We start from the raw sequence: 17,932 nt of genomic DNA, 5'->3' as shown, positions 1-17,932 counted from the left end.
GGTGACCCACACCACCGTACCGGGATGCTCGCGCTCACTTCACGGGCGGCAGGGTGCGCTCGTTCAGGTCGACATCCGTGGGCGGATTGGCGCCGTTGTTCGGCACATCCGGCCGCGGCGCGTTGGCCGAACCGCGAATCTGCTGATCCGCCGGAGGGTTGAGGCAGGTGCCCGTCCACCGAGGGAAGGTGTTGTCGGTGGCGACCTCGGGCCGCACCGTCTTGGCCGGGTACTGGCAGTACGGGCGCGGCCAGATATCCACGATGGTGTAGAACTCGCCGTCGTGCGCGGGTACGCCCATGGCCGAGGTGCCCACCACGAGCGACGGGAACAGCGCCCGCAACGCGGGGACCCGCAACTGCGCGGCCTTGGTGATGGCCGCGAAGTTCTGGGCCAGGCTGGTCATCGGATCGGCGGTCTTGTCGAGCACCGCGCCGAGGGTCTCCATCTGGCCCGGCGCCTGCTCCAGGATCCGCTGGAGTTCGGCGTTGGCGTCGTTGAATTGCTGGAACAGCACACCCGAATTCGCGGTCAGCGTACCCAGATCCGGCTGGGCCAGCGAGGTGGTGTCGGCGATGGTGCGCAGGTTCGTAATGAGATTGGTGGTCTGCGGCAACAGGCCGTCCAGCCCGGCGGCGGCCAGGCTGATGCCGTTGATCATGGCGCGCAACTGGTCCTGGCCGCCGGACAAGGCGATGTCCAACTCGTTGAGGATCACACTGAACTTGTCCGGATCGACCTGGGCGATCAGCTCGCTGGAGTTGTCCAGCACCGCCCATACCGGCGTGGGGGTCCGCACGGCCTCCGGATCGAAGGCCACCACCGAACCGTCGCGCAGGTACGGGCCCTGGTCGGTGTTCGGCCGGAAGTCGATGTACTGCTCACCGGCGCCCGAGAGCGCCTGGACGGCGATCCGGGTATCGGAGGAGATCTTGTATTTGGTGTCGATCTCCGCGATGGCGGCGATGCCCGCGCCATTGTCGACCAGCGAGATCTCGGCGACCTTGCCGACGCGGTAGCCGCGCAGGGTCACGTCGTTGCCCGGTTGCAGACCGCCGGAACGGTCCAGGTTGACCGTCACCCGGTAGGTATCGCGCAGCGGATTCACCCGCATGACGCTCACCGCCAGGTAGGACGCACCCACCAGCAGAATGAGCACCAGCGCGGCGTTCGACACCAGATTCTTGTGCGCCTTCACCCAGCTCATCGGTGGCCCCCCGAGATCCGGCCCTGGACGATCTGCAACACCTGGATGAGGCTGCCCGCGAAATCGCTGAAGTCCTTCAGGTCCGGGAACTTGCTGTTGGCCGGATCGGTGAGCAGGCCGATGTCGAGCATGGTCAGGGTGGCGGCCACGGCGAGGGTGTTGCCCTTGAAGGACGCGTCGGCCATGGGACGGATCTCGCGCAGGGCGTCGAGCGCCGGGCCGAGATTCGGTTCCGTCTGCGCCAGTGCGTCCATGAGCTGCCGCACGTTGTCGAGCAGGCTGGCCAGTTCGGCGGAGGTGGTGTTGGCGTAGTCGCCCAGGGCCGCACTGGTTGTCGAGACCTTGGTGAGCAGTTCGCCGAGGGCCTGGTTGTTCTCGGCGATGGCGCCGATCATGTTCGGCAGGCTGTCGGCCACCTGGCCCAGTTCGTTGTGATTGGCCTCGAGGGTGGTGGCCAGCGCGCTGAATCCCGCGAGGGTCTGGTCCACCCGGGCGCTGTTGTCGTTGAGGCTGGCGGTGATACCGGTCATCTGGGTGATGAGGTGGGCCAGCTGCGGACCTCGCCCGCCCACAATGGATTCCAGCTCGTTGGTGATCTTGGTCAGGCTGGCGATGCCGCCGCCGTTGAACAGCAGCGAGACCGACAGCAGCAGTTCCTCGACCGTCGCGCCCGCGGAGGTCTGCTCGCGGCTGAGGGTGTCGCCGTCCTCCAAGACCTGCTGCCCCGGTTCGTCCTTGGGCTTGGACACCGCCACGAAGACATCGCCGAGCGGGGTGGCCTGGCGGAGTTCGGCGGTGCTGTTGGCCGGGAGTTCGATATCGGTGCGGATCGCCAGATCCACATGCGCTTCGAAATTCTTGGTCTCGATCTTGGTGACCACACCGACGTCGGAGCCGCCGATCTTGACCTTGGCCTGGTCCGGCAGGTTCAGCGCATTCTCGAAAACGGCGTGGATCGTGTACGTATCTCGCCCCGCACCGGGTTTCGGCAGCGGCAGGTTCTCGACCGTGACACCGCAGCCGGAGACCGCCAGCGTCGAGACGGTCGCGGCCAGTGCGACCACGCCGCGGCGAATCCGCTTGGTGCGCCGGGCGTCCCGGCTCAGTCGGTTGCTCATCGTGTCAGTCCCAACATTGCCGCGGTGAGCCCGAGATCGGGTCCGAAATCTTCAATCTTGCCGGTGCGGCAGCCGTCTGCCCGCATCTGGATGCGCTCGCAGAACAGGCTGACGATCTCACCGGAGAGCGCGGTGCCGAGCACGGCGTGCAGGCGGATGAACCGGCCCTGACGGTTGACCGAGCGGTCCAGGTTCTGCATGAGCAGCGGTGCCACGTCCACGATCTCGACCACACCGGCCGCGTTGTCGCGCAGCTGCTGGGTGACATTGGTGAGACCGGTGAGCGTGCCGTTGAGTTCGTTCTGGTACTCCGCGAACGCACCGCTGGTATTGGCCAGGAAGGCATTGAGCTGATCCAGCGTGGCCTGCAGGCCGGGCGCCTGCTCGGCCAGCAGCGTGGACATCTGCGTCATCTTGTCGCTGAAATCCCGGACCGCCTGGTCGTTCTCGGCCAGCATGGTGGTCAGCTCATTGAGCTTGATGATGATGCTGGAGACCGCGTCCTTGTTGTCCACACCCACCTTCAGCGCACCGGAGAGGGCGTCGAGGGTGTCGCGCATCTTCTCGCCCTGGCCGTTGAGCATCGGGTAGAGCACCCGACCGGACAGCGGGCCGATGCCCTCCTGCCCCTCCTGCGGTTTGAGCGCCTCGGCGAAGGCGTCGATGGTCTTGATCATCTGGTCCAGCTCGACCGGCGTCCGGGTCTGCTGGGTGGTCAGGTGCGCGTCCTCGGGCAGGGTCTCACCGCCGGTGTACACCGGGGTCAGCTCGATGTGCCGGTCGGTGACGATGGAGGGCGAGATGAGCGCCGCCGTCACGTCCTTCGGAATCTTGATGCCCTTGTCCACGGTCATGTGGACCTCGACGTACTCACCCTTGGGCACGATCTTGTCGACCTTGCCGACCTCGAGGCCGAGCACGGTGATCGGGTTGCCCTCGAACATGCCCGCGATATTGAGGAAGTCGGCGGTGAAGTGCTGGGTCTGTCCGACGGCGTCCTTCACCCCGATGGGCACGACGGAGCAGCTGCCGACGGCCAGGGCCGCCGCGCCGATCATGACGGCCTTGGCGATTCGCGTGAACTTGGTCATTACTGGCACCCCTCTGCCACATGCGCGAAGCACAGCCAGTTGTCCGGGAACAGCCACGGCAGACCGACCTCGCCGTAATTGCCGTTGCCGAACACATTGTTGAACTGCCGAACCGACGGCGGCATGATCGACAGCAGCCGGTCCAGGTTGTCCTTGTTCTTCTGCAGACCCTCGGCCATGGTGTTGAGCTGCTGGAGTGTCGGGCCGAACTGGTTGTCGTTCTGCGCGCCGATCTCCTGCAGCTGGCGGCTGAGGGTGGCGATGTTGTCCAGCAGCGAGCGCAGCAGGCCCTGGCGCTCCATCACCCGATTGGCGATGGCCTCACCCTGGGTGATCACCAGCAGCACGCTGTTGCGGTTGTCGGCCAGAATCCTGGTGACCTTGTCCAGATCCTTCAGCAGCTGGTCGACGTCGTTCTTGCGGTCGTTCATGGTCTTGGCCAGCGCACCGACCGCGTCCAGGGCCTGCACCGTGAGCTGCGGGGTGTCGCCGAGCTGCTGGTTGATCAGGTTCAGCGATTCGGCCAGTTTCTGGGTGTCGAGGGCCGCGAACTTGGGCGTGCCCTCCTGCACCACGTCGGCCAGGTTGTAGGGGACATCGGTGTTGTTCACGGGAATCCGGTCGCCCGGCAGTCCGGAGCCGTCGCCCGGATCGAGGTCGATGTAGCGCGCGCCCAGCAGGGTGGCCATCTTGATGGCCGCCCGCGCATCGGGCCCGAGCTTCACGTCATCGCTGATCTGGAGGGTGATCAGCACGTGGTCACCCTCGAGTTCCATACCGGCCACCCGGCCGACCGGAACGCCGGAGACGTCCACCTTGTCGCCGACCTTCACACCGGCGGTCTGGGCGAACTCGGCCTCGATGGACTGCTCACCCACGCCGATCAGGCGATAGGCATTGGAGGCCAGCAGCAGCGCCACGATGACCAGCGCACCGATCAGGCCGAGCCAGAAGTTGCGATTGCTGTGGAAGCGGTTCTTGATTGTCTCGATCATGGCCGGCACACCGCCGAGTGGGAGTTGCCGCCGATCTGGTTGAACAGACCGCGCGGGAAGAGCACGCCGTACAGGGACACGTCCAGGGAGCACACGTACGCGTTGGCGTAGGTGCCGTTCTGGGTGAACTTGCCGACATTGGCCAGGATGGCGGGCAGGTCGATCGCGGCCTGATCCAACTTCGCGCCATTGGCGAGCAGCAGGGTCAGGGCGTCGCGGGTGGAACTCTGCGCCACCGCCAGTTTCGGCTGGATCACGCCGAGCATGTTCACCAGCGCGCCGGTGGCGTCGGCGATCTGCACCGTGGACGCCTGCAGCGACTGACCCTGCGCGTACAGCCCGCCGATCAGCGCCCGGGTCTGGGCGACCAGGGTCTCCAGTTCGCCGCCGCGCCGGGCCAGGCCGGACATCACGCCGGACAGGTTCGTGATCACGTCCGACAGGATGGCGTCGCGGCGCTGGAAGTCGGTGGCCAGGGCCGCGGCCTGGGTGATGAAGGCGCTCAACGAGACTCCGTCACCCTGCAGCGCCAGGATGAAGGTCTCCGACAGGTTGTTCACCTGCTCCGGGGACAGCACCTGGAACAGCGGTTGGAACCCGTTGAGCAGGCCCGAGATGTCGAAGGACGGTTCGGTGCGCTCGATCGGGATGGACCCGTTGTTCTTCAGTTCCGAGGTGTCGCCGCCCTGTCCCGGGGCCAGCGCGATGTAGCGCTGGCCGATCAGGTTCTGGTAGCGCACCAGTGCCTTGGTGTTGTTGAACAGCGACTGGTCGCGCTGCACGATGAAGCTCACCCGGGCGTTGTTGTCGGAATCCAGTTCGATCGCCTCGACCTTGCCGACCCGCACGCCCGCCATGCGCACGTCGTCCCCTTCCCGCAGCCCGAGGACATCGGAGAAGGTGGCGTTGTAGGTGTTGGTGGAGCCCTCCACGGTGCGCGCGAGGGTGTTCCAGATGACCGTGGTCACCAGGATCGCGACGACCGCGAAGAGACTGAACCCGATCAGCGGTTTGCGAATGCTCATCGGCCGCCTCCGGTTTCGGTCACTTGCAAGGTTCCACCCCTCAGGATCGAGCTCAACAACAGGTACTCGGCGATGGTCGGCTTGCGACCCAGCAGGGCCACGATCGCGTCGTCACCGGCGTAGGAGATCGGCCCGGCCGCGGCCGGCGTGGTCTGCGGCTGCGCGGCGGGATCCGGGGCCGGGGCGGGCGCGGGGGCCGGAGCTGCTCCGAACAGGTTCGGGAACAGCCCTTCCAGCGGAGTACCGCTGAGCGGGTTGCCCGGCTGCGCACCCGGTGCGCCCGGTGCGCCCGGCTCGGTGGTCTCGGCGGTGGTCAGTCCCGGAATGCCGGGGAAGCCCTCCGGCAGCTGCACCGGCGGCAGCCCGGCCGCCGACTCCAGGGCCCTGGGCCGCAACGACTCCGGCAGCTCGCCCGGACTCGACTCCGCCGGCGCGGTGGCGCAACTGGGCGCGGCCAGCTCGCCGTAGCGCGGGCAGTCGGCCTGGGTGTAGGGCTTGTACGGCGTGAAGGTGAGGCCCATATTCCACACCATCTGCCGCTGCGGACCCCAGTGGAAGGTGCTGGCCAGCGCGCGCACCGAGTTGTTCAGGTTCTCGATGGCCTGCGGAATGGCGCCGGGATCGTCGGACATCGCGCCGAACAGCGCACTGGTGCCGACGGTGACCTCCTTGCCCACATCGGGGTTGCGGGCGAACAGGTCGTTGACCTTGTCGACGGTGCCGCCCGTGCCCGTGATGAGCGCGGCCAGTTCGCTGCGCCGGTCGGAGATGGTCTGCGCGGTCTGCACCGAGTCCGCCAGCACGTTCATGAGTTCGGGCGCCGACTGGTTCAGTGCCCGGAACGACTGCGAGAAGTCGTCCAGCATGACGCCGAGGTCCGGAATGGACTCGTCCACCGCCAGCAGCCAGCGGTCCACCCGCTCGACGGTGGAGCCGGGCACGCGCCCGCTGCCGTCCAGGGCGTAGGACAGGGTGCCCAGCACGCGGCCGAACTGGATCGGATCGATCTTGCTGAGGATGTCGCGCACCGTAGTGAGGGTGTCCTGCAGCGCGATGGTGCCCTTGGAGCGGTCCTCCGGGATCTCCGAACCCTCCTTCAGGTGCGCATTGGCGGGATCGGGTCCGTTGTAGACCAATTCGACCGAGGTCACGGCGAACAGGTTGGAGGGCACCACCCGGGCGGTCACATTGGCCGGGATGCCGGAGACGTACTCCGGCTTCATCTCGATGTGCACCTTCTGCAGCTCGCCCTTGGCGGCCACCGACACCTCGTCGACCACGCCGACCAGCACACCGCGGAACTTCACGTCGGCGTTCTGCGGCAGGCCGTCACCGGTGGTGGTGAGATTGGCCGTGACATTGACCTTCTCGACGAAATAGCCCTGATAGCGCGCCATCAGAAAGCCCAGGATCAAGGCGAAGACGGCCAGCCCGCAGATGCCCGCGACGAGCAGCTGGCGCATGGTCGGTCCACGCCCACTCGGATCGATGATCATGCTCGCCCCCTATCCCGAGATCCGGATGCCGGGGTCGACGCCCCAGATGGCCAATGTCATGAACAGGTCGGCGAACACCACCGCGATGATGCAGAGCTTGATCGCGCGACCGGCCGCCACGCCCACGCCCTCGGGGCCGCCGGAGGCGAAGAAGCCGTAGTAGCACTGGATGAAGGTGGTGATGGCGACGAACAGGATCGCCTTCAGCATCGAATACAGCACGTCCTGCGGTACCAGGAACTGATAGAAGTAGTGCTGGAACGTGCCCGCGGCCGTGCCGCCGATCAGCTGCACGGTGATCGAGCAGGAGATGTAGGCCACCGGCAGCGCCAGGCAGTACAGCGGCACGATGGCGATCATGGCCGCGATCATGCGGGTGCTCACCAGATACGGCAGCGGCCGGATGGCGACCGACTCCAGCGCGTCGATCTCCTCGGAGATGCGCATGGCGCCCAGTTGTGCGGTGAAGCGGCAGCCCGCCTGGGCCGCGAAGGCCAGCGCCGCCAGCAGCGGCCCCAGTTCGCGGGTGGTGGCGAAGGCGGAGATCGCGCCCGTGATCGGGCTCAGGCCCAGCAGGTTCAGGGAGGTGTGCCCCTGGATGCCGACGGTCATACCGCCGAAGGCCGACAGGATGATCACCACGCCGATGGTGCCGCCGCCCACGACGAGATTGCCGTTGCCCCAGGTGACGTCGGACAGCAGCCGCCAAACCTCCTTGGGGTACTGCTTGAAGGCCAACGGGATGGAGGCGAGCGAGCGCAGGAAGAAGAAGACCTGGTGGCCCACCCGCGCGATGAAGTCGACCGGAGCCCGCCCGGTGCTCCTGATCTTCTGGAACGGCCGCAGCAGCGGCGGAACATACGTTGCTGACACGACTCAGACCATCTGTGGGGGGAAGAGGGTGTTGTAGACCTGGGTGAGGATCAGGTTCACGCCGAAGAGCATCACCGCGGACATGACGACCGCGGTGTTGACCGAGTTCGCGACACCGCCCGGGCCGCCCCGGGTGTTCAGGCCGGTATCGCAGGCGATGATAGCCGCGAGCAGGCCGAAGATGAGCGACTTGAGCAGCGCGACAAGCAGATCCAGGGTCACCGCGAAGGACGAGAAGGTGCCGACGTAGGAACCCGGCGTACCGCCCTGGGCGAAGATGTTGAACACGTAGCCGGTGAGGAAGCCGACGAAGACCACGAAACCGCACAGCAGCACCGACACCAGCATGGCCGCGCCCAGGCGCGGGGCGACCAGGCGGCGCATGGGGTCGACGCCCATCACCTTCATGGCGTCGATCTCCTCGCGGATGGTGCGCGAACCGAGATCGGCGGTGATGGCCGAGCCGACCGCTCCCGCGATCATGAGCGAGGTGACCAGTGGCGCGCCCTGTTGAATGATGCCGAGGCCGTTGGCCGCGCCGATGAACGAGGTGGCGCCGACCTGTCCGGCGACCGAACCGACCTGGATCGACACGATGACACCGATGGGAATGGCGACCAGCAGGGTGGGTGCCGCGGCGACATTGGCCATGAAGGCGCACTGCCGGACGAACTCACCGAACGGAAAACGCTTGCGGAAGATGGCGATGAAGAGTTCGGCGACGGCCGAGACCCCCATGGCCATCATGCGGCCGCCGGTCTCCAGAGACCGTTTCGGATGGTCTTCCCAGTACCTCTTGGTCCAGTCAACCGCTGTGTTCAGACGTGATTCCGTTGATGACCCCGCCCCGCCCGGACTCTTGGTCAACTGCACCACTGGCTACCCCTCTCGACGCCGGTGACCTGCCTCCGGCGACTGTTGCTTGACGCACCTTACTACGGAGTTAGGAAAAACACATCACGCTCTTGTGCTGTCCGTCATAGAGCCGGATCACTTTCCGCAAACTGATGTGAACAGCGACAACATGGTTGGGAAATATCACAAAGAACCAGGCAGGGGTCTAGAACTCGTTCTAGTTCTTGAACAATCGTTCACCGATCTCAGCACAATCACAACCCCCGCCCCATTAATTAAGTGGAAATAATTTATCCGAAATCCACCCAGGGTGCGTAATGATTCCGCGAGTTGGTGTCGAGTCGGCAACATCCGACCGGTCCGCAGCGATGAGTCAGGACACGGCTACGCAACATGTGGCAGTACAAGGGGCGATCGGGGACGAATACTGACAGGATGTGCTGACACCGTTGACAGATCGGCATCCGACGTCTGGAGGGACATGATCAGGAAACTCGCCAAGGTGGCCCAGGCCGCCTTCGCCGTCGCCATGAGCGCGGCGCTGCTCGGGTCGGGAGCCGGGACCGCACTAGCAGATCCCGCACCCCCCGTGTTGGGCGGCGGCTCCGGAATCGTCATCGACAACGAGTACGAATGCACCCTCACGACGATCGGGCACGACGCCGCCGGCCGACTGGTCGGACTGACCGCCGGACACTGCGGTGACCCGGGCGCGCAGGTGTACGCGGAGGCGGCCCGCGGCTACGGCGTGATCGGGAAGTTCGTGTACTCCAATCACGCGCTCGACTACGCCGTCATCGAATTCCAGCCCGGTCGGGTCATCCCGGTCAACCGGATCGGGAACGTGACCATCACCGGTCTCGGCGCACCGCCGCAGTTCCCGATGATCGTCTGCAAGGAAGGCCGGACCACCGGCAACACCTGCGGTGTCACCTGGGGCGACGTCTTCGCCACCAACTACGAGACGTGGACCCAGATGTGCGTGGTCGAGGGCGATTCCGGCGCGCCCGTCGTGGTGGGCAGCACCCTCGTGGGCATGGTGAACGCCTACCTGGCCATCGCCTGCTTCGGCCCCGAGGTGGGCACCAATATGGACGCCATCATGGCGGATATCAATGCCCGCGGCGGCGCGGGCGCGGGCTACCATCCGATCTGAGCGGCGGGCGGTAGCACCGACGAAAGCCGAGCGGGGCGGTGATCCATCCGGATCACCGCCCCGCTGCTGTACGGACCACCCGGCCTGTCGAAAGCCCCGTCTCAGAGCGGCGTCACGCAGACGACGAAGCGGCGCTCGTCGTAGACGTAGCCCTGGTCGCCCTGGGTGCAGTCGTCGACGCTGGTGGTGTTGCGCTCGATGGCCAGCACCTGCACGCCCTCGATGGCGGTGGTCGAGGAGCAGTCGATGCGCTCGGGATCCTCACCGCCGAGTTCCAGGCAGCCGCCGATGACCCAGTCGATGTCCAGGCACAGCGCGCCGGTCTCGATGCCGTTCAGCGTCTCGTAGTACGCCTGGTCGACGTCGGTGGGGCACTGGTCGTTGGTGCGGGCCTTGCCGACCACCTTGTAGTTGGAGCTCTGCGAACCGCAGGACGCCCGCACGATGGTGGCGTTGTCGGTGGTGCCGCCCAACTGCACGCAATCACCGATATTGGCCTGGAAGTCGGTGGACCCGCCCTTGTTCACACCGGTGGTGGGCGCGGCACTGGTGGTGGTCGGAGAACTTGCCGAGGTGGTGGGCGCGGTGCTGGCGGGTCCGGCGTTGTCGGCCGCCAGCGGAGTGCCGGTCACGGTGGACCCACAGCCCGCGAGGACCAGGGCGGCCGCTGCTGCGAACGCGGAAACGGCGACCCGGAGAGAGAACGACTGTCGCGACACGATGAGTCCTGTATTTCCTTAGTAACGTCAAGGTTCTGCTTCCTGGAATGCATACACCACTCGCCGGGGAACCGTCACCCCGAGAATCTCGGGGCAGGCGAACATCCCGCGTCCGGTGGCGGACCCGCGGTTCTCGATCGAGAACCGCGAACCACTCGGTAATCGGGCGCGGCCGGGCGGATGTGAACACCGCGGCGGAGAACATGCCCGGCGTGGTCCGGATTCGAACCCGCGCGGGGCCGACAACGTAGTGGAGGACATGAGCGCTGGAGCCGGGACCCGAGGGACCCCGTCGGTCGCACCGTTGCGGGGGCCGCGGCCGGTGCTGTGGCACGCGCTGCGGGCCGGTATGGACTTCGAGGGGTACTTCCGGTGGCGGCGCGGCCGCGACGGAGATCCGTTCGTGGTGGGGTTTCCCGGCTTCGGGACGGCACTGTTCACCGGGACGGCGGCGGGGGCGCGGGAGCTGTTCCGGGCCCCCGCGGACTCGGTCGAACCGCCGCTGCCGAATCCGATCGAGCCGATGGTGGGGACGGGCTCCCTGATATTGACGGCGGGTGCGCGACACCGGCGGGATCGCACCATGCTCGCGCCCGCCTTCCACGGCAGCCGAATTCGCGCCTGGGGCACCGTCATCCAGGATGCGACGGTGGCGGAGCTGACCGGCGAGCGCACCGGTGCGCCATGGCGGGCGGGTGCCCGGGTGGATGCGCGGGCGGCCGCGCGCGCCATCACCCTGCGGGTGGTGCTGGCCGCCGCCCTGGGCGTGCACGATGCTCGCGCGCGCGGTGAATATACGAGCGCGACAACGGAATTCCTGAATGCCTACGGCGGGCCGCTGATGCTGCTGCCCGCGCTGCGGCGCGGCGCGTTCGGTCTGTCGCCGTGGGATCGGTTCATCGCCGCGCGCGAGCGGCTCGACGCCCTGATCGACACCGAGATCGCCGCTCGCCCCGTCGATGCGCCGGGCACGGACGTGCTCGGCACGATTCTCGCCGCCCGGTGCGCGGACGGCGGCCGCCTCGGTGCGGCCGAGGTGCGTGATCAGGTGCGCACCCTGCTGGTGGCCGGGCACGAGACCACGGCGACCGTCCTGGTGTGGGCGCTGTACCGACTGCACCGGCATCCGCCCGTCCTGGCGCGGCTGCGGGCCGAACTGGCCGCACATGCCGGGGCCGAACCCGCCGAGCTGGCGCGGCTGCCGTACTTGGACGCGGTGTGCCAGGAGACGCTGCGACTGCATCCTCCGGTGCCGATCGTGCTGCGCCGATTGCGGGCGGGGTACACGCTGCGCGGCCGGGAACTGGCGGCGGGCGACACCATGGGTCTGGCGGTGCCGCTGCTGCACTCCGATCCCCAGGTGTGGGAGCGACCGGAGCGGTTCCGGCCCGAGCGGTTCCTGGAACGGCGGTACGGCCCGTTCGAGTTCGCGCCGTTCGGGGGCGGGCATCGACGCTGCATCGGCGCCGCGCTGGCGGATTACGAACTGCGCATCGTGCTCGCGACACTGCTGAGCCGGGTGCGGCTGCGGCTGTCGCCGCGGTTCGGCACGGGCCGTGTCCCCATCTCGGTGCCGCACAATCTCGCCACCGGCCCGCGGGCGGCCATCACCTTCGATGTGCTCAAATCCGACGGCGATATCGGTGATTTCGATCACATGGAGGTTTGAGATCACATCGGTGGGGTTCGCGCCCGCCACCCGGGACGTGACGGCGAATCGCCGGGGCGAACAGCGTGTCGCCTCACGGTGAGTCGCCCACCATCGTGAGCGTGCCGCGCTTCACACCAGTTGGTCGGTATGCATAACCGCCAGAACGTGATTGGAATGCCGGTGATCGCACGGTAGGAATGAATGCGGGGTTGGGGCCTGCCGCGAGATACCTGCTCGCGCTCTGCGCGCGTGGCGCACATCCGCGCGCGAACCGAAAGACCGGAGAGGACACCGCCTTGCGCACGACCACGTACCGGAGAACGGGACTGCTTGCCCTCGCCGCCACCGCGGCCGCCGGACTGGTGCTCGCCGCCCCCGCACAGGCCGCCCCGCTGTGGCCGGGCGGACCCGACATCCCGGGCGTTCCCTCGGCCGTCATGCCGCAGCCGGAACCTGGTGACACCCCGAACTCACCCAATGCCAAGGCTCCGGTGCCGCCGGCCAACTTCGCCGCGCCGAACATCAGCCCCGGCGACGGTGAGGTGGTGGGCGTCGCCCAGCCGATCATCATCAACTTCAAGGAACCGGTCACCGATCACGAGACCGCCGAGAAGGCCATCCGCATCACCTCCACCAACAAGGTGAGCGGCCACTTCTACTGGTTCGGCGACAAGCAGGTGCGGTGGCGGCCCGAGTCGTTCTGGCCCGCCGGTTCGCGGATCACCGTGGAGGCGGGCGGCACCCACGTCGCCTACGAGATCGGCGACGAGTTCATCGCCACCGCCGACGACAGCACCCACGAGATCACCGTGACCCGCAACGGCGAGGTGGTGCGGGTGATGCCGACCTCGATGGGCAAGCCGGGGCATGAGACCCCGAACGGGACCTACATCACCAGCGAGCGCAATCGCAAGATGATCATGGATTCCTCCACCTACGGGGTGCCGGTCACCGATCCGGAGGGCTACAAGCTCGAGGTCGAGTACGCGGTGCGCATGTCCAACAGCGGCATCTTCGTGCACTCCGCCCCGTGGTCGGTGGCGCAGCAGGGCGTATCGAACGCCTCGCACGGCTGCCTGAACGTCAGCCCCGCCGATGCCAAGTGGTACTTCGAGAACGTGCAGAAGGGCGACCCGGTCATCGTGGTGAACACCCAGGGCGGCACCCTCAACGCGGGCGACGGCTACGGAGACTGGAACTAGCTCCGAGCCCCGCCGCACCACAAGCCTTCTCGTGCGCCCTGCCCCCGACGGGCAGGGCGCACAGTCGCATGCGGGCGGGTTCGCCACCGGGCCACAGCCCGCATTGATACCGGGCCACAGCCCGCATTGATCGAATACGCGGACGGAACATACTGGGCGGCCGTACGATTCGCGCATGCGTGCGGTGCGGAGAGATCTGGATCACATTCCGGCCGAACCGCGCTCGCGCCGACATTTCAGATTCCGGGCATCGGGTGGTAACCGCTCGTTTGCCCGCAGCCGTCAGGCTGCGCCGGTGCGATCGAGGCCCGAGCGAGTACTGCCGCAACCGAAGGTCCGCGGCTGGCGGGGTCGGCCGTGGTCGGACTACGCGCTGTTCGTCGTGCTGGTCGCGCCGAATCTGATCCTGCTGTCGGTCTTCGTGTATCGGCCGCTGCTGGACAATATCCGGCTGTCCTTCTTCGACTGGAACATCTCCGACACCGCCGCCACCTTCATCGGTTTCGACAACTACCGGGAGTGGTGGGGACGCGCCGATTCGTGGGAGGTGGTCACCAATACGGTGATCTTCACCCTCGCCGCGGTGGTCGGCAGCATGGCCCTCGGCCTGGCGCTGGCACTGCTGCTGGACCGGAAGCTGTTCGGCCGCAATGTGGTCCGCTCCGCGGTGTTCGCGCCGTTCGTCATCTCCGGCGCGGCCATCGGCGTCGCCTTCCAGTTCGTCTTCGATCCGGGATTCGGCCTGGTGCAGGACATCCTGCGCAAGGTCGGGCTGCCGGTGCCCGACTTCTACCAGGACCCGAACTGGGCCCTGTTCATGGTGACCGTCACCTACCTGTGGAAGAACCTGGGCTACACCTTCGTCATCTATCTGGCGGCGCTGCAAGGGGTTCGGCAGGATCTCATGGAGGCCGCCGAGATCGACGGTGCGAGCCGCCGGACCACTTTCACCCGCGTGCTCATGCCGCAGCTGCGGCCCACCACCTTCTTCCTGTCCATCACCGTGCTGCTCAACTCGCTGCAGGTGTTCGACATCATCTACACGATGACCCGCGGCGGGCCGCTGGGCACCGGCACCACCACCATGGTGGTCCAGGTCTACCGCGAATCCTTCGTCAACTTCCGTGCCGGATACGGCGCGACCGTGGCCACCATCATGTTCGTGGTGCTGCTGATCGTGACGCTGGTCCAGGTGCGCATCATGGATCGGGACGAGCGATGAAGCGGCTCGGCAGCACAGGGCGGGCCATCGACAGAGCGCGGTGGGCAACGATTTTCGGCTATTGCGCCATGGCGTGCGTGCTGATCGTCATCGGGGTGCCGCTGCTGTGGATTCTGATCACCTCGTTCAAGGACCGCGGCGATATCTACGTGCAACCCGCCGTGTACTGGCCGACCACCTGGCATCCGGAGAACTACTCCTACGCCACCACCACGCTGCCCTTCTGGACCTTCCTGAAGAACTCGATCATCGTGACCGCCGTGGTGTCGGCGGTGAAGTTCGCGCTCGGCGTCTTCAGCGCGTACGGGCTGGTGTTCCTGCGCTTCCCGGGCAAGAACGTGGTCTTCCTGGTGATCATCGCGGCGCTCATGGTGCCCAACCAGATCACCGTCATCTCCAACTACGCGCTGGTCTCCCAGCTGGGTTGGCGAAACACCCTGACCGGCATCATGGTTCCGCTGTTCGGAGTCGCCTTCGGCACCTTCCTCATGCGCAACCACTTCCTGTCGCTGCCCGGCGAGATCATCGAGGCGGCACGCATGGACGGCGCGGGCTGGTGGCGGCTGCTGGCCCGAGTGGTGCTGCCCATGTCCGGGCCGACCATGGTGGCCTTCGCGGTGATCACACTGGTCAACGAGTGGAACGAATACCTGTGGCCGTTCCTCATGGCCGACGGTCCCGAGGTGGCCACGCTGCCGGTGGGCCTCACGCTGCTGCAGAACACCGAGAACCCCAGCGTCACCAACTGGGGTCCGGTCATGGCCGGAACGGTCATGACCATGCTGCCGATCCTCGTCATCTTCCTCGCCCTGCAACGTCACATGATCAAGGGCCTCACCTCCGGTGCGGTCAAAGGCTGAGTTCCACAAGGAGATTCCCGTGTCCGATCCACGTTTGCCGTCCCTGTCGCGGCGCGGCTTCCTCGGCCTGGCCGGTGCCACCGCGGCCGGTCTCGCCCTGACCGCGTGTGCGGGCACCGGAGGCGGCGGCTCCCAGGGCGGTGACCCCAACCAGCTCACCTTCTGGTCCAACCACCCGGGCACCTCCAAGGATCTGGAGGCCGATCTGATCGGCCGCTTCCAGCAGCAGTTCCCGGAGATCACCGTGAACCTGGTCGACGCGGGCAAGAACTACGAGGAGGTGTCGCAGAAGTTCAATGCGGCGCTGTCCGGCGGTGAACTGCCCGATATCGTGGTGCTTTCCGATGTCTGGTGGTTCAACTACGCCCTGAACGGCACCATCGAACCGCTGGACCACCTCTTCGCCGACGCCGGGGTGGACTCCTCGGACTACGTCACCTCGCTGCTCGAGGACTACAGGTTCGACGGCAAGTACTGGGCGCTGCCGTACGCCCGCTCGACCCCGCTGTTCTATTACAACAAGGACGTCTGGGCGCAGGCCGGACTGCCGGACCGGGGCCCGGAGACCTGGCAGGAGTTCGACGAGTGGGGTCCGAAGCTCCAGGAGGTCGTCGGTGAGGGCAAGCTCGCGCACGGCTGGGGCAATGCCACCGACTATCTCGCGTGGACCTTCCAGGGGCCGAACTGGACCTTCGGCGGTGCGTACTCCGACGAGTGGCAGCTCACCTTCAACGAACCGGATTCGCTGACCGCCGGAAACTTCCTGCGCGACATGATCTACGCCAAGAAGTACGCGGGGGTCCGCAAGCAGATCGCTCCCGACTTCAGCGCGGGTCTGATCGCCTCCACGCTGGCCTCCACCGGCAGCCTGAGCAGCATCGTCAAGGACTCGAAGTTCGAGCTGGGCACGGCGTTCCTGCCGCATCCGAACGGCCCCGGCTGCACCACCGGCGGTGCGGGGCTGGCGATTCCGTCGCGCATCTCCGATGAGCGGAAGGTGAACGCGCTCAAGTTCATCAACTTCCTCACCGGCACCGAGGGCACGGTCGCCTTCTCTCAGGGCACCGGATACATGCCGGTGCGCAAGTCCGCCCTCGCGGATCCGAGCGAGCAGCGGTACCTGGCGCAGAACCCGCACGCCAAGACCGCGATCGACCAGCTGCCGCTGACCAGGTCGCAGGATTACGCACGGGTGTTCCTGCCCGGCGCCGACCAGATCATCGGCGCGGGTTTCGAGAAGATCTGCCTGCAGAACGCCGACGTCACCACCACCTACGCCGACGTCACCAACCAGCTGCAAGCCATCCTCGACCGGCAGATCCTGCCGAAACTGCCCAAGTAACACTCTCTTTCGGAAGAAGGTCCGGCCACTATGGCGACTGTGCGGTTCGACGGTGTGACCCACCGGTACCCGGGAGCACCCCACCCGGCGGTCGAGGAATTGGTACTCGATATCGCCGACGGGGAATTCCTGGTGCTGGTGGGGCCGTCCGGCTGTGGGAAATCCACCAGTCTGCGCATGCTGGCCGGACTCGAATCCGTGGAGAGCGGGCGGATTCTCATCGGCGACCGGGATGTGACGGCACTGCCGCCGCGTGCCCGCGATGTCGCCATGGTGTTCCAGAGCTACGCGCTCTACCCGAATATGACCGTGGCCGAGAACATGGGCTTCGCACTGCGCAATGCGGGAATGAGCAAGGCAGACACCAGGGCTCGGGTGGCGGAGGCCGCGGCCATGCTGGAGCTGGAACCGCTGCTGGACCGCAAGCCCGCGCGGCTGTCCGGCGGTCAGCGCCAGCGCGTCGCCATGGGGCGCGCCATCGTGCGGCGGCCCCAGGTGTTCTGCATGGACGAGCCGCTGTCCAATCTGGACGCCAAGCTGCGGGTGAGCACCCGCTCCCAGATCGCCGCGCTGCAACAGCGTTTGGGCACCACGACCGTGTACGTCACCCACGACCAGGTCGAGGCCATGACCATGGGGCACCGGGTGGCGGTGCTGCGTGACGGCGTCCTGCAGCAGGTGGCCGCACCGCGCGAACTGTACGACGATCCGGTCAACACCTTCGTGGCCGGATTCATCGGCTCACCGGGGATGAATCTGCTCACCGCGCCGATTCGTGACGGCCACGCGGTGCTGAACGGACTCTCGATCCCGGTGCCGCGCAAGGCGATCACCGGTAAGCGGATCGTGGTGGGTATCCGGCCCGAGTCCTGGGAGGTCACCACCGATCCGGCCAACGCGTTGGCCGTGGAGGTGGAACTGCTCGAGGAACTCGGCGCCGAATCCTTCCTCTACTCCCACGGCGTCACCGACGAATGGTCCAGCCGCTCGGGCAAGGTCGTGGCGCGGGTGGACCGCCACTTCCAGGTGACCCTGGGTGACCGCCTCCGGCTGACGCCGAAGCCGGACGAGGTGTTCTTCTTCGACGCCGAGACCGAGGCGCGTCTGCGCTAGGACCGGG

16 protein-coding genes are annotated in these 17,932 nt (G+C 66.7%); 7 read left to right on the top strand and 9 right to left on the bottom strand.

All coding sequences use genetic code 11. The features are described from left to right. Nucleotides 1-34: 34 nt before the first annotated feature. From QJS31_RS18660 to QJS31_RS18625, 8 genes are read right to left on the bottom strand one after another with little or no spacing between them, the layout of a single operon-like run. Entirely contained in the window at nucleotides 35-1,207 is a 1,173-nt protein-coding gene (locus tag QJS31_RS18660; protein ID WP_282782556.1) for an MlaD family protein, read from the bottom strand. After that, nucleotides 1,204-2,325: an MCE family protein gene (locus QJS31_RS18655; RefSeq protein ID WP_306357266.1), complete on the bottom strand. Its 1,122-nt coding sequence runs from the start codon at nucleotides 2,323-2,325 to the stop codon at nucleotides 1,204-1,206. The genes QJS31_RS18660 and QJS31_RS18655 overlap by 4 nt, the downstream gene beginning before the upstream one ends. Beyond that, nucleotides 2,322-3,416, bottom strand: a complete 1,095-nt coding sequence (locus QJS31_RS18650; RefSeq protein WP_306357265.1) for an MlaD family protein — start codon at nucleotides 3,414-3,416, stop codon at nucleotides 2,322-2,324. Before QJS31_RS18650 ends, QJS31_RS18655 begins: the two co-directional genes overlap by 4 nt. After that, nucleotides 3,416-4,411 carry an MCE family protein gene (locus tag QJS31_RS18645; protein ID WP_282782561.1) on the bottom strand — a complete coding sequence of 332 codons (996 nt, stop codon included), beginning with the start codon at nucleotides 4,409-4,411 and terminating at the stop codon, nucleotides 3,416-3,418. The genes QJS31_RS18650 and QJS31_RS18645 overlap by 1 nt, the downstream gene beginning before the upstream one ends. Beyond that, nucleotides 4,408-5,436, bottom strand: a complete 1,029-nt coding sequence (locus QJS31_RS18640; protein WP_282782563.1) for an MCE family protein — start codon at nucleotides 5,434-5,436, stop codon at nucleotides 4,408-4,410. Before QJS31_RS18640 ends, QJS31_RS18645 begins: the two co-directional genes overlap by 4 nt. Continuing rightward, entirely contained in the window at nucleotides 5,433-6,932 is a 1,500-nt protein-coding gene (locus QJS31_RS18635) for an MCE family protein (RefSeq protein WP_282782565.1), read from the bottom strand. Before QJS31_RS18635 ends, QJS31_RS18640 begins: the two co-directional genes overlap by 4 nt. 9 nt (nucleotides 6,933-6,941) lie before the next feature. Then, the gene (locus QJS31_RS18630) at nucleotides 6,942-7,805 is read right to left on the bottom strand and encodes an ABC transporter permease (protein ID WP_029932436.1); all 864 of its coding nucleotides are present in this window, start codon (nucleotides 7,803-7,805) and stop codon (nucleotides 6,942-6,944) included. Between the two features lie 3 nt (nucleotides 7,806-7,808). Then, complete coding sequence (locus tag QJS31_RS18625; RefSeq protein ID WP_372341572.1) at nucleotides 7,809-8,678, bottom strand: MlaE family ABC transporter permease; 870 nt, start codon at nucleotides 8,676-8,678, stop codon at nucleotides 7,809-7,811. A gap of 463 nt (nucleotides 8,679-9,141) precedes the next feature. Between QJS31_RS18625 and QJS31_RS18620 the strand changes: the two genes are divergently transcribed. Then, nucleotides 9,142-9,816, top strand: a complete 675-nt coding sequence (locus QJS31_RS18620; RefSeq protein WP_306357264.1) for a S1 family peptidase — start codon at nucleotides 9,142-9,144, stop codon at nucleotides 9,814-9,816. 101 nt (nucleotides 9,817-9,917) lie between these two features. Here the strand turns inward: QJS31_RS18620 and QJS31_RS18615 are convergent, their stop codons facing one another. Then, the gene (locus tag QJS31_RS18615) at nucleotides 9,918-10,535 is read right to left on the bottom strand and encodes a hypothetical protein (RefSeq protein WP_306357263.1); all 618 of its coding nucleotides are present in this window, start codon (nucleotides 10,533-10,535) and stop codon (nucleotides 9,918-9,920) included. Nucleotides 10,536-10,794: 259 nt separating this feature from the next. On the opposite strand from QJS31_RS18615, the gene QJS31_RS18610 reads away from it, so the two are divergent. From QJS31_RS18610 to QJS31_RS18585, 6 genes are all read left to right on the top strand, one after another. Next, complete coding sequence (locus QJS31_RS18610; RefSeq protein ID WP_306357262.1) at nucleotides 10,795-12,204, top strand: cytochrome P450; 1,410 nt, start codon at nucleotides 10,795-10,797, stop codon at nucleotides 12,202-12,204. A gap of 278 nt (nucleotides 12,205-12,482) precedes the next feature. After that, nucleotides 12,483-13,388 (top strand): Ig-like domain-containing protein, encoded by a 906-nt coding sequence (locus QJS31_RS18605; RefSeq protein WP_282782312.1) that lies wholly within the window; start codon nucleotides 12,483-12,485, stop codon nucleotides 13,386-13,388. Between the two features lie 319 nt (nucleotides 13,389-13,707). Continuing rightward, nucleotides 13,708-14,610, top strand: coding sequence for a carbohydrate ABC transporter permease (locus QJS31_RS18600; protein WP_372341573.1), 903 nt, complete (start codon nucleotides 13,708-13,710; stop codon nucleotides 14,608-14,610). Continuing rightward, nucleotides 14,607-15,470 carry a carbohydrate ABC transporter permease gene (locus tag QJS31_RS18595; RefSeq protein WP_306357261.1) on the top strand — a complete coding sequence of 288 codons (864 nt, stop codon included), beginning with the start codon at nucleotides 14,607-14,609 and terminating at the stop codon, nucleotides 15,468-15,470. Before QJS31_RS18600 ends, QJS31_RS18595 begins: the two co-directional genes overlap by 4 nt. 34 nt (nucleotides 15,471-15,504) lie before the next feature. Further along, nucleotides 15,505-16,812: an ABC transporter substrate-binding protein gene (locus tag QJS31_RS18590; RefSeq protein ID WP_282782317.1), complete on the top strand. Its 1,308-nt coding sequence runs from the start codon at nucleotides 15,505-15,507 to the stop codon at nucleotides 16,810-16,812. 30 nt (nucleotides 16,813-16,842) lie between these two features. Continuing rightward, nucleotides 16,843-17,925, top strand: coding sequence for an ABC transporter ATP-binding protein (locus QJS31_RS18585; RefSeq protein WP_306357260.1), 1,083 nt, complete (start codon nucleotides 16,843-16,845; stop codon nucleotides 17,923-17,925). The last annotated feature ends 7 nt before the right edge of the window (nucleotides 17,926-17,932 follow it).

The sequence above is a fragment of the Nocardia sp. CC213A genome, assembly GCF_030766805.1.
Lineage (GTDB): Bacteria > Actinomycetota > Actinomycetes > Mycobacteriales > Mycobacteriaceae > Nocardia > Nocardia otitidiscaviarum.
The sequence above is the reverse complement of the archived record's forward strand: the minus strand, read 5'-3'. Positions and strand labels throughout refer to the sequence as shown.

Excerpts from the sequence above, each read along its gene's own strand:
- QJS31_RS18660 (WP_282782556.1), bottom strand. The coding sequence starts at position 1,207 with ATGAGCTGGGTGAAGGCGCACAAGAATCTGGTGTCGAACGCCGCGCTG.
- QJS31_RS18655 (WP_306357266.1), bottom strand. The coding sequence starts at position 2,325 with ATGAGCAACCGACTGAGCCGGGACGCCCGGCGCACCAAGCGGATTCGC.
- QJS31_RS18650 (WP_306357265.1), bottom strand. The coding sequence starts at position 3,416 with ATGACCAAGTTCACGCGAATCGCCAAGGCCGTCATGATCGGCGCGGCG.
- QJS31_RS18645 (WP_282782561.1), bottom strand. The coding sequence starts at position 4,411 with ATGATCGAGACAATCAAGAACCGCTTCCACAGCAATCGCAACTTCTGG.
- QJS31_RS18640 (WP_282782563.1), bottom strand. The coding sequence starts at position 5,436 with ATGAGCATTCGCAAACCGCTGATCGGGTTCAGTCTCTTCGCGGTCGTC.
- QJS31_RS18635 (WP_282782565.1), bottom strand. The coding sequence starts at position 6,932 with ATGATCATCGATCCGAGTGGGCGTGGACCGACCATGCGCCAGCTGCTC.
- QJS31_RS18620 (WP_306357264.1), top strand. The coding sequence starts at position 9,142 with ATGATCAGGAAACTCGCCAAGGTGGCCCAGGCCGCCTTCGCCGTCGCC.
- QJS31_RS18610 (WP_306357262.1), top strand. The coding sequence starts at position 10,795 with ATGAGCGCTGGAGCCGGGACCCGAGGGACCCCGTCGGTCGCACCGTTG.
- QJS31_RS18595 (WP_306357261.1), top strand. The coding sequence starts at position 14,607 with ATGAAGCGGCTCGGCAGCACAGGGCGGGCCATCGACAGAGCGCGGTGG.
- QJS31_RS18585 (WP_306357260.1), top strand. The coding sequence starts at position 16,843 with ATGGCGACTGTGCGGTTCGACGGTGTGACCCACCGGTACCCGGGAGCA.